Below are 13,850 nucleotides of genomic sequence, written 5' to 3'. Positions count from 1 at the left end.
CTATACGGGTGACTTGCCATGACAAATCAAACGGTCTCACCGATTTTCCCTCATCGCCACCTGCTTGGCATCAAGGGGCTATCGCCCCTGGACATTAATTGTCTTCTCGATCTTGCGGATCAGGAAGTGGCTGTATCCAGACAGTCCGAGAAGAAAAAGTCCGTGCTGCGCGGTCGCACCCAGATCAACCTCTTCTTCGAAGCATCGACGCGAACGCAATCATCGTTCGAACTCGCCGGAAAACGGCTGGGCGCGGACGTGATGAACATGTCGGTCGGCAATTCGTCGGTCAAGAAGGGCGAAACGCTCATCGACACCGCGATGACGCTGAACGCCATGCAGCCAGACATTCTGGTCATTCGCCATGCGTCTGCCGGTGCTGCAGCGCTCCTTGCGCAAAAAGTCGGCTGTGCAGTCGTCAATGCGGGCGATGGCGCGCATGAACACCCAACACAGGCGCTGCTTGATGCGCTGACCATTCGCCGCGCAAAGGGCGACATCGGAAACCTGATCGTTGCCATTTGCGGCGATGTGCTTCACTCGCGCGTTGCGCGCTCCAATATTCTGCTTCTCAATGCGCTTGGCGCGCGTGTTCGCGTCGTCGCCCCTTCGACTCTGTTGCCTTCCGGCATCGCCGATATGAGTGTTGAAGTTTACAACACCATGGAAGAAGGCCTGAAAGACGCCGATGTCGTCATGATGCTGCGCCTCCAGCGTGAGCGTATGGCTGGCTCTTTCGTGCCTTCAGTGCGTGAATATTTCCACTTCTACGGTCTCGACAAAGAAAAGCTGAAACTCGCACGGCCCGACGCACTCGTCATGCATCCCGGCCCGATGAATCGGGGTGTGGAAATCGCATCTGATGTGGCAGACGGCCCGCAAAGCATGATCCAGCAACAGGTGGAAATGGGTGTCGCCGTGCGTATGGCGGTTATGGAAGCCCTGCTTGATCCGCGTCGTGCTGAAGCCGCAGGAGAACGCGCATGAGTGCGATCCTTTTTGAAAATGCCCGCATCATCGATCCGTCACGCGGGCTCGATGAAGTTGGAAGCCTGCTGATCAAAGACGATAAAATCGTCGCCAGCGGCGCTGATGCCCGCAATCAGGGTGCGCCAGAAGGTGCCGAAGTCATCAACCTGAATGGCATGGCGATCCTGCCCGGTCTGGTTGATTCCCGCGTCTTTGTTGGTGAACCGGGCGCGGAACACCGCGAAACCATTGCATCGGCCAGTCAGGCCGCAGCAGCCGGCGGTGTAACCTCGATCATCATGATGCCGGATACAGATCCGGTTATTGATGATGTGGCCCTGGTTGAATTCGTAAAGCGCACGGCGCGCGACACGGCTATCGTCAATGTGCATCCGGCAGCTGCCATTACCAAGGGCTTGCACGGCGAGGAAATGACGGAAATCGGCCTGCTTCTCGATGCAGGTGCGGTTGCCTTCACCGAAGGTCGCCACACAATTGCGAATACGCAGCTGATGCGCCGCGCACTCACCTATGCCCGCGATTTTGATGCAGTGATTGCGTGTGAAACCCGCGATCCTTATCTCGGCGCCAATGGCGTAATGAATGAAGGCTTGTTTGCGAGCTGGCTTGGACTTTCGGGAAGTCCGCGTGAAGCGGAAGTGATTCCACTGGAGCGCGATCTGCGTTTGGCTGCGCTCACCCGCAGTAAATATCACGCAGCACAGATTTCCTGTGCCATGTCTGCCGATGCGCTCAAGCGTTCAAAAGAGCACGGCGCAAATGTTACCGCTGGCATTTCAATCAATCATCTGTCACTCAATGAAAACGACATTGGTGAGTTCCGCACTTTCTTCCGTTTGTCGCCACCTTTGCGCAGCGAGCAGGATCGGCTGGCGATGGTTGAAGCCGTCAAAAACGGCACCATCGACATCGTGGTTTCGGCACATGATCCGCAGGACGTAGACACCAAACGCCTGCCTTTTGCAGATGCGGAGGCTGGCGCGATTGGCCTGGAAACACTGCTGGCAGCGGCCCTTCGGCTTCACCATAATGATAGCATTCCGTTGCTTCGTCTGGTGGAAGTGCTTTCAACCGCTCCTGCCCGTATCTTCGGTCTCGATGCAGGAACGCTGAAGCCCGGCGCAAAAGCTGATCTTGCAATTGTTGATCTCGATGAACCGTGGGTAGTTCGCGAAGAAGACCTGCATTCGCGCTCGAAAAACAGCTGTTTTGAAGGTGCCCGCTTCCAGGGCCGTGTTAACCGCACGATCGTTGGCGGGAAAACCGTTTATACGGCTTAGCATTCACTAAATAAGCATCAAGAATAATGCCTTAGGCTTTTCTTGTCGCTCTCACAAATTTTGAAAAGCCGTCTTGATTTTAGACGGCTTTTCTTCTCAACTGAATTCATAAGGAAGATATGGGGAGTTTCATGGCCGACGCAGGTCTTATCAATTTGGTGACACTCGGCACGCTGATATTCGGCTACATCCTTGGTTCCATTCCCTTTGGGCTTATCCTGACACGGCTTGCAGGACTTGGCGATGTACGTTCAATCGGCTCGGGCAACATTGGCGCTACCAATGTTTTGCGTACCGGCAATAAGAAACTCGCCGCAGCAACTCTAATTCTTGATGCACTGAAAGGCACAGCAGCCGTCCTCATTGCCTCTAAATTCGGTCAGGATGCGGCTATTGCAGCCGGTTTTGGTGCCTTTATTGGCCATTTGTTTCCGGTCTGGATCGGCTTCAAAGGCGGCAAAGGCGTCGCGACATATCTCGGCGTTCTGCTCGGCCTCGCATGGCCAAGCGCACTGATTTTCATCGCGGCCTGGATCGTAACCGCTCTTCTTACCCGCTATTCGTCGCTATCTGCCCTCGTAGCAAGCCTCATTGTCCCAATCGCGCTTTATGTGCGCGGTGATTTGGCGATAGCCACACTGTTTGCAGTTTTGACGATTATCATCTTCATCAAACACCATGCCAATATTTCCCGCCTTCTCAGCGGCACAGAAAGCAAGATTGGTAAAAAGGGATGAAGCAGAGTGCGAATTCAAAAAACGGAATTCGCCTCTCAGACCAGCAGCGGCTCAATTGGCTGCGTCTCATTCGCACTGAAAATATCGGGCCCGTCGCGTTCCGCGACCTTATCATGTTCTGTGGCTCTGCGGCCAGCGCCATAGAACGGCTTCCTGATCTTAATATACGTGGCGGCGGTTCAAAACCCGTCCGTGTTACGCCGCTTGAGGATGCCGAACGCGAGATTGAAGCAATTGCGCGCATGGGTGCGCGGCTTGTCGGCATGGGCGAGCCTGACTACCCACAACAGCTTAAAAATTGCGAAGCACCACCGCCGCTTGTCATCATAAAGGGCAATCCAAATGTCTTTCGCAAGCCGCCCGTTGCTATTGTTGGATCGCGCAATGCATCCGTTGTCGGCGCACGTTTCACGGAAAGACTAGCCAGGGACCTCGGTGACGCTGGCTTTGCAATTATTTCAGGCCTTGCACGAGGCATTGATGCTGCGGCACACAAGGCAAGTTTAACAAGCGGAACAGTCGCGGTGCTGGCAGGCGGTCTTGATCGACCCTATCCACCCGAAAACCTGCCCATTTATCGCGCAATACCGGAACATGAGAGCGCATTAATCACCGAAATGCCGATGGGTGCAGAACCACGCTCACGCGATTTCCCGCGGCGCAATCGTATTATAGCCGGGTTATCACTCGGATTGATCGTCGTCGAAGCAGCAGAGCGCTCAGGTTCGCTTATCAGCGCACGTATGGCAGGTGAAATGGGCCGCACGGTGTTTGCCGTTCCCGGCTCACCGCTTGATCCGCGCGCACGCGGAACCAATTCGCTGCTGAAACACGGAGCCACACTCGTCACGAATGCCGATGACGTTATTGAAGCCTTGAACCCACTGATAGGTCGAGAAGCAATTCACAGTGACGAGGATCAACCGGACCTGCTCAAACAATTTGATGAGCCGCCAGAACCGCCTCATGCAATAACCACCGACGAACAGCGCGACATTCTACTTGATGCGTTAAGTGTTGTCCCGATTGATGTGGATACGCTTGTCCGACACACCAGCCTTGATGCCAGTAGTGCGCAACTCATTCTGTTAGAGCTTGATCTTGCCGGGCGGCTTTTACGCTATCCCGGCAATCAGGTGGCATTGGTGCCTCAGTAGAAAATATATTTGAATATTATTTTGCAGATTTGCGTTTGCGGCTGCCTTCTTTCGCCTCCTGCAACGCCATGTCCATCATGTAAACAAGCAAAGGCTGATTAGTTTCTTTAGCCATCACAATCAATTCCTCAAGCATTTGCTCAATATACATCAACAACTCCCGGCGTGTCGCCACCCGTTGAACCATACTTGCCCCCAAGATCGGTCGTTTATCTCCATCCTAAAATCATCCATATGGCATATGCGTTTGGATATACCCCACCGCAATACTACCATCTGGTTTATAATTAACAACATCAATCTTAGGTTGTATTTGACGATTTTTCGCTTGTCGCTCTTGACCAAACGCAAACCGCTGTTCATGTGAAAGGCAACAATTTGAACGCGATGAATTGGCATTTTGCCTGTGAAGATCGCGAATCTGGGCTGCTTTAATGAATGTTGTCGTCGTAGAATCGCCTGCAAAGGCAAAAACCATCAATAAATATCTTGGCTCGAACTATACGGTTCTGGCCTCGTTCGGTCACGTGCGAGATTTGCCAGCTAAGGATGGTTCAGTTCGCCCGGATGAAGACTTTGCTATGTCATGGGAAGTGGATGGCAATTCTTCCAAACGTCTGGCGGATATTATCAAAGCGCTGAAAGATAGCGACGCATTGTTTCTCGCAACCGATCCGGATCGCGAAGGCGAAGCTATTTCGTGGCATGTTCTTGAAGTTCTGAACCAGAAAAAAGCGCTTAAAGGCAAAACCGTAAAGCGTGTGGCGTTCAACGCCATCACAAAGAAATCGGTTCTGGATGCCATCGCTAATCCGCGTGATCTCGACGTGCCATTGGTCGATGCGTATCTGGCGCGCCGTGCACTGGATTATCTGGTGGGTTTCAATCTATCGCCGGTTCTGTGGCGCAAGCTGCCTGGCGCGCGTTCCGCTGGACGTGTTCAATCGGTTGCACTGCGTCTCGTCTGTGACCGCGAATCTGAGATCGAACGCTTCATTCGTGAAGAATACTGGAACGTTGCCACTTCGTTGAAAACGCCACGCAATGATGCGTTTACCGCACGCCTGACGGCAGTTGACGGCAAAAAGCTCGGCAAGCTCGACATTAAGAATGAAGAGCAAGCAACGGCAATTTGCACGATGCTGGAAGGCGCAAGCTTTAAGGCTGTCTCTGTCGAAGCAAAGCCAACCAAGCGCAATCCCGGCCCTCCATTTACCACCTCAACGCTTCAGCAGGCCGCATCGGGCCAGCTCGGCTTTTCGGCATCTCGCACGATGCAGATCGCACAACGTCTTTATGAAGGTGTCGATATTGGCGGCGAAACTGCCGGTTTGATCACTTATATGCGTACTGACGGTGTGCAGATCGCACCAGAAGCGATCAACGCGGCGCGTGACACGATTGGTAAAAACTTCGGCCCAAATTACGTGCCGGAAAAGCCGCGCTATTATTCCAGTAAGGCGAAGAATGCGCAGGAAGCGCACGAAGCAATCCGCCCAACGGATTTCTCGCGCCATCCAAAAGAAATGCGCCGCTTCCTTGATGAAGATCAGGCGCGCCTTTATGAACTGATCTGGAAGCGCACTATAGCAAGCCAGATGCAGGCGGCCGATATTGAACGCACGACTGCTGACATCGAAGCCACCAACGGCGCGAAATCAGCCATGCTGCGCGCAAACGGTTCGGTAACAAAATTCGACGGCTTCCTCGCTGCATATACGGATCACCGTGAGGAAGAAGACGAAGATGAAGACAGCGCAAAGCTGCCTGAAATCCGTTCGGGCGAAACGATTGCGCGCGAAAAAATCGATGCGACACAGCATTCGACAGAACCACCGCCACGTTATTCTGAAGCTTCTCTCATCAAGAAGATGGAAGAACTGGGCATCGGTCGTCCATCGACCTATGCCGCGACACTCGCAACGCTTCGCGATCGCGAATATATCACTATCGACAAGCGCAAGCTGACACCCGACCCGAAAGGCCGTTTGGTAACGTCGTTCCTCGAAAGCTTCTTCAAACGCTATGTGGAATATGATTTCACCGCTGATCTCGAAGAAAAGCTTGATCTGATTTCTGACGGCAAGCTGCTGTGGAAAGACGTATTGCGCGATTTCTGGCGCGATTTCTCCGGTTCAATTGATGACATCAAAGAACTACGCGTTACCAATGTTCTTGATGCGCTCAATGAAGAGCTCGCACCACTCGCCTTCCCTGATCGTGGCGACGGCAGCGATCCACGCTCATGCCCAACGTGTGGCACCGGACAGCTATCGCTGAAGCTTGGCAAGTATGGCGCATTCGTTGGCTGCTCGAATTATCCTGAGTGCAAGTTCACGCGCCAGTTGAGCGGCGACGGCAATGGTGAAGCTGCTGCTTCAGATGAGCCTAAGTCACTTGGCAAAGACCCATTCACCGGCGAAGAAATCACGGCGCGCAGTGGGCGCTTTGGTCCATATATTCAGCGTGGCGAAGGCAAAGAAGCAAAGCGTGCCAGTCTGCCAAAGGGTTGGTCGCTGGATACCGTTGATCATGAAAAGGCGATTGCCCTTCTGTCACTACCACGCGATGTTGGACAGCATCCTGAAACCGGCAAAATGATCTCGGCAGGCATTGGCCGCTATGGTCCTTATGTCAGCCATGACGGAACTTTCGCGAACCTTGAAAACGCAGAAGAAGTATTCTCGGTTGGCCTGAACCGTGCTGTTGCTGTACTTGCGGATAAAAAAGCCAATGGTGGTGGCCGTGGGCGTTCAACGCCTGCAGCACTTGCAACACTTGGCGATCACCCGGATGGTGGTTCAATCACTGTTCGCGATGGTCGCTACGGTCCATATGTGAATTGGGGCAAGGTCAATGCGACGCTTCCAAAGGGTCAAGACCCGGCGAGTGTGACCTTGGAAGAAGCCTTGGTTCTGATCACCGCAAAGGCTGGCAGCACCAAGACAAAGAAGGCTCCTGCTCGCAAGTCAGCCGCTAAATCGGCAGACGGCGAAAAGAAGGCAGCGCCGAAAAAAGCTGCTGCTAAAAAGCCTGCAGCGAAGAAAACAGCCGCTTCAAAAGCAAAATCGAAGCCGGCAGAGGAGTAAAAATTGGCACGTCGTTTCCCCAAACCCGATACCGGACGGTCCGCACGGACCGAACGGCGTGCAGCAACAGCAAAATTGAACGAGGCAAAATCCGCCGATCCTATTGCTTATCTGCCAACGCGTGAGGAAGTCCTCAAATTTATCGAGGAAAATCCCGACCGTGCAGGCAAGCGCGAGTTGGCTAAGGCATTTAATATCAAGGGTGATGCGCGGGTTTATCTCAAAGACCTGTTGCGTGAATTGAGCGATGAAGGCTTGGTTCAAAAACGTGATCGCCGCTTGTCTCGTCCGGGTTCATTGCCGCCGATTGCCAGCTTAAACATCACTGGTCGCGATAAAGAAGGTGGCCTCGTTGCGAGTCCTGTCGATTGGGACGAGGCAGAATATGGCAAGCCACCCGTCGTTCTGATCCGTCGCACACGCTTGAACAAAACCTCCGATGGCCCGGTTGTGGGCGTCGGTGATCGCGTGTTGGCGAAAATTTTCCGCAGCAAAGAGCACGACGGCCCGGAATATTCAGCGCGTGTCATCAAGGTTCTTGAACAGAACAACAATGCCGTGCTCGGCGTTTTGCGCAAACTGAGCAATGGTGAATGGCGGCTTGAGCCGGTCAATCGCAAGCAGCCGGAAGTGCAGCTTGACCCGCAATCGCTGCAAGATGCCAAGAGTGGTGATCTTGTCGAAGTGGAACTGCTGTCGTCGCGCCGCTATGGCCTGCCTTCTGGCAAGGTGCGTCAGGTCGTTGGTTCCGTAGACAGTGAAAAAGCGCTGTCGATGATCGCTATTCATGAGCATGAAATCCCGCATATCTTCCCTGAGGAAGTTCTGCGCGAAGCAGCAGCTGCAAAGCCTGCAACGCTGGATGGTCGTGAAGACTGGCGCGAAATGCCATTGCTCACCATCGACCCCGCAGATGCAAAAGACCACGATGATGCCGTTTATGCGGAGCCCGATACGGATCCCAAGAATCTCGGTGGCTTTATCGCTGTTGTCGCGATTGCCGATGTTGCGGCTTACATTCGCCCCGGCTCTGCTCTTGATCGCGAGGCATTAAAGCGCGGCAATTCGGTCTATTTCCCGGATCGGGTTGTGCCGATGCTGCCGGAACGCATTTCCAACGATCTGTGTTCGTTGCGTGAACTGGAAGACCGCCCAGCACTTGCTGTGCGGATGGTGTTTGACGCAAACGGTCATAAGAAGTCGCATAAGTTCCATCGCATTTTGATGCGTTCACACGCCAAGCTGTCCTATCAGCAGGCACAGGCGGCGATTGACGGTGCAACGGACGAGAAGACCGCACCAATCCTCGACACCATCCTGAAGCCACTTTGGGCCGCTTATGCAGCACTTAAACGCGGTCGTGATGCACGCGAGCCGCTTGAGCTGGATCTGCCGGAAAAGAAAATTATCCTCGCGCCTGATGGCAAAGTCGAAAAGGTCGTCGTGCCGGAACGTCTGGATGCACATAAGCTTATTGAAGAGTTTATGATTCAGGCCAACGTGGCTGCAGCAGAAATTCTGGAAGCGAAACGCCAGCCGCTCATTTTCCGTATCCATGATGCACCAGCGCTTGCCAAGCAGGAATCGCTGCGCGAATTTCTGCGTACGCTTGATATGAACCTCGCCAAAGGTGCCGAACTCAGGCCGGGTCAGTTCAATCGTATTCTTGAAGCAGTCGAGGGCACCGACCATCAGGATTTGGTCAATCAGGTTGTATTGCGCACGCAAAGCCAAGCCATTTATAGCCCCGAAAATATCGGGCATTTTGGTCTGCACTTGCACAAATACGCCCATTTCACATCGCCAATCCGTCGTTACGCCGATCTGATCGTGCATCGTGCATTGGTGAAGGCTCTCGGACTTGGAAATGACGGCCTGACCACGGCTGAAGAGGCGCAACTCGTAGAAATAGCGGCACTTATTTCCTCAACCGAACGCCGCGCCATGCTGGCCGAACGCGAAACCGTTGACCGCCTGATTGCACATTTCCTCGCAGCGCATCTTGGCGATGAATATGAGGGCCGTGTTACCGGCGTTACGAGAGCCGGACTTTTCGTTTCTCTTGCGACATATGGCGCGGATGGACTTGTGCCCATTTCAACTTTGGGCAATGAATACTATCTGTATGATGAAGCAAACCACGCGATCGCTGGTGAAAGAAGCGGAAAAGGCTTCCGGCTCGGCGATACAGTCACGGTGAAGCTTGTGGAAGCGCTCCCTGTCGCGGGTGCGCTTCGTTTTGAGATGGTTTCGGAACCGCACTCCCTGCCGATGTCGACGCGTTCGCATCATAAGGCAACCAAGGGAATGCGCGGGCGCACAGGAAAGCCGGCAGGCGTTTCGCGCTCAAAAAGAAAAGGTCGCAAATGAGCACGTTAGAGGCCAGTTCAACTGATAATCAAATCCACGTTTTCGGTGGCGATAGCCAGAAAACAGCCCGGCCAACACGCAATCTGGGCCAGGCAATGTGGCGCGGATTTAAATCCCGCTGCCCGCATTGCGGTGAAGGCAAACTGTTTCGCTCTTTTGTAAAGCCAGTCGATCATTGCTCGGTCTGCGATGAGGATTATACAGAGCAGCGCGCCGATGATCTTCCTGCCTACCTGACAATTTTGATTGTCGGTCATATCGTCGTTGGTGCCTTCATGGGCGTTGAAGCGACAACAAACCTTTCGCTCGTAGCGCATATGGCCATCTGGGGACCGATGATCGTTCTGATGTCGCTGGCGCTTCTGCAGCCGATCAAAGGCGCTACCATTGGATTGCAATGGGCCTTGTTCATGCATGGTTTTGGCGGAAAAGGCGAAGGTGAATACGGCGACGTCACCTGATAGGGTTTTTCCCGTGACATCCGCCTCACACACCACAAATGATAAAATAAAACCGCTGCTTCGCCCTCGTGATGCAGCGTCGCTTCTCCTTGTTGATCGCACTGAGCGTATCCCGCGAATCTTGATGGGACGCCGCCATCAATCTCTCGCCTTCATGCCGGGAAAATATGTGTTTCCAGGAGGTCGGGCTGACCCCGGCGATGGCAGCATGGCTGCTGCATCCGAATTAACCGCTGAGGACACGGTTAAGCTCGTCACAGGGATGGGAACACGCGCGACGCTACGGCGAGCGCGAGCGCTTGGGCTTTGCGCAATTCGCGAGACTTTTGAAGAAACCGGCCTTCGTTTTGCCCGACAAAACCATCAAGCAGCCATGTCATCAAACGGTGGCAATTCTCCTGCAAACAAGGACTGGTTTTCATTTCTGGAGGGTGGCGCACTGCCTGCGCTAGGCGATCTGCGCTATTTCGCACGCGCAATCACACCACCCGGAAATGTCCGACGATTTGATGCGCGTTTTTTCATTGCTTTTCGTGACAGCCTGCCAGAACTGCCAAACCAGAAACTTGTTCCCGGTGGAGAACTTCAGGATTTGAATTGGGTTTCGATTGATGAGGTTGATAAACTGGATGTTGCCCGTATTACTCAGGCCATTCTGAAAGAAGCGAAGACGCTGCTGACAGAAACCCGGCACGAATTGCCAGCCACCCTTCCGGTGGTACAATACAGCAAGCGGTATGGCCGCTTTGTGCGTGAAGTGATCTGACCTTATGAACAAAGAAATTCATCCCGCCGATCTTGCAGCGCAGCAACCCGGCAACGGGCCTAATGAAGGCGAATTGCATTGGCGTTCGCTTGCCGCAGCAATTGCTACGATCAGCGCTATGGGTGCCGCTATCGGGCTAGGCATTCCGCTTTTGAGCGTTTTGCTGGAAAGCCGAGGCCACTCAGCCAGTCTCATTGGTGCCAACACCGCTGTCGCTGGCCTTGCATCCATCGTTGCAGCGCCACTCGCAGCACCGATTGCAGCGCGCCTTGGCGTCGCGAAAGCAATCGTTTTGATGCTACTGATTGGCAGTTTCGCATTTCTTGGATTTCATTTTTTTCAGCCACTTTGGGCATGGTTCGCACTGCGAATCGTACTGCACTTCGCATTGACCGTGCTTTTCGTTCTTTCCGAGTACTGGATCAACGCTTCCGCTCCACCAGAAAAACGAGGCTTGGTGCTTGGTATCTATGCGACGTCGCTATCACTCGGTTTCGCGCTCGGGCCGTGGCTATTCTCGAAAATCGGCAGTGCTGGCGGCATGCCCTTCTATGTCGGCTTCGCAATCATCATAATTGCCATCATTCCGGTATTGATCGCATGGCGCGATAGTCCAGATTTTGAAGAAGGTGAGCACGTCCCCTTCCTGCCGTTTATCTTCGCAGTTCCAACCGCGACAATGGCCGTGTTTGTTTTCGGTGCAGTCGAGACCGGAGGTTTCGCACTGTTCCCGGTCTTTGGCGCACGCGTCGGCTTTAGTGAAGGCGACGCTGCATTGCTGTTGACCATGATCGGCCTTGGCAATGTGTTGATGCAGATTCCATTGGGAATTATCAGCGACAAAATTTCAGACCGCCGCAAATTGCTGCTGTTCTGCGCTGTGACTGGCCTGATCGGAATGATAGCCCTGCCCTACCTGATGCACAGCTGGTATCTCATGGCTGCCGTGCTGTTTCTGTGGGGCGGCGTGGTCGCCGGTCTCTACACCGTGGGCCTTGCTCATCTCGGCTCTGAGCTTACCGGACGCGAACTTGCATCCGCCAATGCCGCATTTATCTTCTGCTATGCGATTGGCATGCTGGCAGGCCCGCAAGCGGTTGGAGTCGGCATGGATGCGATGGGACCAAAGGGATTCCCGCTCACACTCGGCATCTTTTTTGCGGCTTTTGCACTCTTTGCTGCGATTAGGTTGGTTCAAAAGAAGAAGCGGGGTTGACTTTTCGCTCTCAAACCGTAGTGTCGCGCCGAATTTCCGCTTCTTACCAATAGGTGAGACTCGTAGCGGTTTAATCATGAAAGAGCAGGTATTTCGATATGGCCAAGGCTACGACCATCAAGATCAAGCTTTTGTCGACCGCTGACACCGGTTTCTTCTACGTAACGAAGAAGAACAGCCGCACGATGACGGATAAGATGACAAAGACTAAGTACGACCCGATCGCGCGCAAGCACGTCGACTTCAAGGAAACGAAGATCAAGTAATTCGTTTCCGCCGCCAGACTAACTGGCAGGAATCAAAAAGCCGTCTCTTAGAGACGGCTTTTTTGTTGCGTGCAATTTATTGCATTCAGGCCGCAGAAAGAACGATCCGGTTGCGACCTTTCTTCTTGGCTTCATAAAGGGCCGCATCCGTGCGGGCGAAAAGCGCTTCGACCGTATCGCCCCCCATCAAGCGAAGCGACGCTATACCAATGCTGATCGTCATTGCAATCTGATGCTTGCCGCCAGCAAGCAAAAATGGCTCTTCTGACACGGCATCACGAATCCGCTCTGCCACGGCCGCAGCAGCCGCTAAATCAGTGTCAGGCAGCACGATGGCAAACTCTTCACCGCCATAGCGGCACATCACATCCATGCCGCGAATCTTCTTGCGCAATCGTGCAGCAAATTCTCGAAGAACATCATCGCCACCATCATGACCATATTGATCATTCACGCGCTTGAAGTGGTCGAAGTCAATCATGATGACCGTTAGCGGCCTCTCGCGGCCTGTGGCGCGCGTGAGAAGCACCGGCATATGCGTATCAAGGTAACGGCGGTTATGCAGCCCTGTGAGGCTGTCTGTAACCGCCATAGTTATGGTGCGGTGCAGGCTCTGGCGCAGAAGATCATTGTAGCATTTACGCTTAATCTGCGTACGCAAACGCGCGTAAAGCTCAAGCTTCTCCAATGGGCGCATGACATAGTCATTCACACCCAATTCGAGCGCGCGCACCACCAGCGAGCCTTCATCTTCATTGACGATCAGGATAATCGGCACGAGCCTTGTACGTTCTATCGTTCGTATCTGCGAACAAAGGCGCAGCGGATCATAATAGGTAAAATCGGCGGATATGACGATGCTGTCATAATCGTTTTCAATTGCCTTGATGAGCGCATCATTGGCATCACTGGCTACATCGACGAAATAGTCTTCGCCCAGAATCACGCGTAGTCGTGCTGCCGCAATTTCGTTCTCATCTACGATCAGAATGCGTGCTGCGTCTTCTCCACCACCAAAGCGACCGGAAAGTTTGGTGACGAGCAACGCTTCAACTTCAGTATCGGCAACCGTTCCGGTTCGTTGAAACAATTCATCCGAGACCATCTTTAATCGGGCAAGACTTTTGACACGCGATAGCAGTTGCATATCATTGACTGGCTTCGTCATAAAATCGTCTGCGCCAGCTTCAAGGCCTGTGATCTTATCCTGAGCGCTGTTAAGGGCGGTCAGCATCACGACAGGTATATTGGTCGTGCGCGGATCATCTTTCAGACGACGACAAACTTCAAAACCATCGATACCCGGCATCAAAACATCAAGAATAACGACATCAATCTGCCCACCCAGACAGATTTCGATCGCTTCCGCACCATTATAAGCGGACACAACTTCATAATATTCGCGCAAAAGCAGAGCTTCGAGCAGCCTTACACTCGATTCTTCATCATCCACGACGAGAATTCGTGCTGTCATGATCCCCTGCCCCCCTAAAATCTTATACCGCGAACGTGCCTTTA

At 53.3% G+C, this 13,850-nt stretch carries 12 protein-coding genes; 10 read left to right on the top strand and 2 right to left on the bottom strand.

From position 1 onward, the window contains the following. The first annotated feature begins 18 nt into the window (after positions 1 to 18). The 4 genes from J2782_RS08345 (at position 19) to dprA (ending at position 4,164) form a co-directional block, all read left to right on the top strand. Entirely contained in the window at positions 19 to 987 is a 969-nt protein-coding gene (locus J2782_RS08345; RefSeq protein ID WP_310011332.1) for an aspartate carbamoyltransferase catalytic subunit, read from the top strand. Beyond that, a complete protein-coding gene (locus J2782_RS08340; protein WP_310011330.1) occupies positions 984 to 2,270 on the top strand; it encodes a dihydroorotase in 1,287 nt (428 codons plus the stop codon). The genes J2782_RS08345 and J2782_RS08340 overlap by 4 nt, the downstream gene beginning before the upstream one ends. Positions 2,271 to 2,401: 131 nt before the next feature. Further along, complete coding sequence (gene plsY / locus J2782_RS08335; RefSeq protein ID WP_310011328.1) at positions 2,402 to 3,007, top strand: glycerol-3-phosphate 1-O-acyltransferase PlsY; 606 nt, start codon at positions 2,402 to 2,404, stop codon at positions 3,005 to 3,007. After that, the gene (gene dprA, locus J2782_RS08330; protein ID WP_310011326.1) at positions 3,004 to 4,164 is read left to right on the top strand and encodes a DNA-processing protein DprA; all 1,161 of its coding nucleotides are present in this window, start codon (positions 3,004 to 3,006) and stop codon (positions 4,162 to 4,164) included. Before plsY ends, dprA begins: the two co-directional genes overlap by 4 nt. Positions 4,165 to 4,180: 16 nt before the next feature. On the opposite strand, the gene J2782_RS08325 is transcribed toward dprA, so the two are convergent. After that, on the bottom strand, positions 4,181 to 4,351 hold the full coding sequence (locus tag J2782_RS08325) for a hypothetical protein (protein ID WP_310011323.1): 171 nt from the start codon (positions 4,349 to 4,351) through the stop codon (positions 4,181 to 4,183). A 247-nt stretch (positions 4,352 to 4,598) separates the two neighbouring features. Between J2782_RS08325 and topA the strand changes: the two genes are divergently transcribed. From topA to rpmG, 6 genes are all read left to right on the top strand, one after another. Further along, entirely contained in the window at positions 4,599 to 7,253 is a 2,655-nt protein-coding gene (gene topA, locus J2782_RS08320; RefSeq protein ID WP_310011322.1) for a type I DNA topoisomerase, read from the top strand. A gap of 3 nt (positions 7,254 to 7,256) precedes the next feature. Continuing rightward, on the top strand, positions 7,257 to 9,623 hold the full coding sequence (rnr, locus tag J2782_RS08315; RefSeq protein ID WP_310011319.1) for a ribonuclease R: 2,367 nt from the start codon (positions 7,257 to 7,259) through the stop codon (positions 9,621 to 9,623). Then, a complete protein-coding gene (locus J2782_RS08310) occupies positions 9,620 to 10,084 on the top strand; it encodes a DUF983 domain-containing protein (protein WP_310011316.1) in 465 nt (154 codons plus the stop codon). Before rnr ends, J2782_RS08310 begins: the two co-directional genes overlap by 4 nt. Positions 10,085 to 10,238: 154 nt before the next feature. Then, positions 10,239 to 10,850 carry an NUDIX hydrolase gene (locus J2782_RS08305; protein WP_310012294.1) on the top strand — a complete coding sequence of 204 codons (612 nt, stop codon included), beginning with the start codon at positions 10,239 to 10,241 and terminating at the stop codon, positions 10,848 to 10,850. Between the two features lie 73 nt (positions 10,851 to 10,923). Beyond that, the gene (locus J2782_RS08300; RefSeq protein ID WP_250042984.1) at positions 10,924 to 12,066 is read left to right on the top strand and encodes an MFS transporter; all 1,143 of its coding nucleotides are present in this window, start codon (positions 10,924 to 10,926) and stop codon (positions 12,064 to 12,066) included. A gap of 98 nt (positions 12,067 to 12,164) precedes the next feature. After that, the gene (rpmG, locus tag J2782_RS08295; protein WP_094508422.1) at positions 12,165 to 12,332 is read left to right on the top strand and encodes a 50S ribosomal protein L33; all 168 of its coding nucleotides are present in this window, start codon (positions 12,165 to 12,167) and stop codon (positions 12,330 to 12,332) included. Positions 12,333 to 12,417: 85 nt separating this feature from the next. On the opposite strand, the gene J2782_RS08290 is transcribed toward rpmG, so the two are convergent. Further along, positions 12,418 to 13,806, bottom strand: coding sequence for a PleD family two-component system response regulator (locus tag J2782_RS08290; RefSeq protein WP_310011314.1), 1,389 nt, complete (start codon positions 13,804 to 13,806; stop codon positions 12,418 to 12,420). Positions 13,807 to 13,850 lie beyond the last annotated feature (44 nt).

Origin of the sequence: Brucella pseudogrignonensis, assembly GCF_031454375.1 — a bacterium.
GTDB lineage: Bacteria > Pseudomonadota > Alphaproteobacteria > Rhizobiales > Rhizobiaceae > Brucella > Brucella pseudogrignonensis_A.
The sequence above is the reverse complement of the archived record's forward strand: the minus strand, read 5'-3'. Positions and strand labels throughout refer to the sequence as shown.

Coding starts and splice junctions, on each gene's coding strand:
- J2782_RS08345 (WP_310011332.1), top strand. CDS start 19: ATGACAAATCAAACGGTCTCACCGATTTTCCCTCATCGCCACCTGCTT.
- J2782_RS08340 (WP_310011330.1), top strand. CDS start 984: ATGAGTGCGATCCTTTTTGAAAATGCCCGCATCATCGATCCGTCACGC.
- plsY (WP_310011328.1), top strand. CDS start 2,402: ATGGCCGACGCAGGTCTTATCAATTTGGTGACACTCGGCACGCTGATA.
- dprA (WP_310011326.1), top strand. CDS start 3,004: ATGAAGCAGAGTGCGAATTCAAAAAACGGAATTCGCCTCTCAGACCAG.
- J2782_RS08325 (WP_310011323.1), bottom strand. CDS start 4,351: ATGGTTCAACGGGTGGCGACACGCCGGGAGTTGTTGATGTATATTGAG.
- topA (WP_310011322.1), top strand. CDS start 4,599: ATGAATGTTGTCGTCGTAGAATCGCCTGCAAAGGCAAAAACCATCAAT.
- J2782_RS08310 (WP_310011316.1), top strand. CDS start 9,620: ATGAGCACGTTAGAGGCCAGTTCAACTGATAATCAAATCCACGTTTTC.
- J2782_RS08305 (WP_310012294.1), top strand. CDS start 10,239: ATGCCGGGAAAATATGTGTTTCCAGGAGGTCGGGCTGACCCCGGCGAT.
- rpmG (WP_094508422.1), top strand. CDS start 12,165: ATGGCCAAGGCTACGACCATCAAGATCAAGCTTTTGTCGACCGCTGAC.
- J2782_RS08290 (WP_310011314.1), bottom strand. CDS start 13,806: ATGACAGCACGAATTCTCGTCGTGGATGATGAAGAATCGAGTGTAAGG.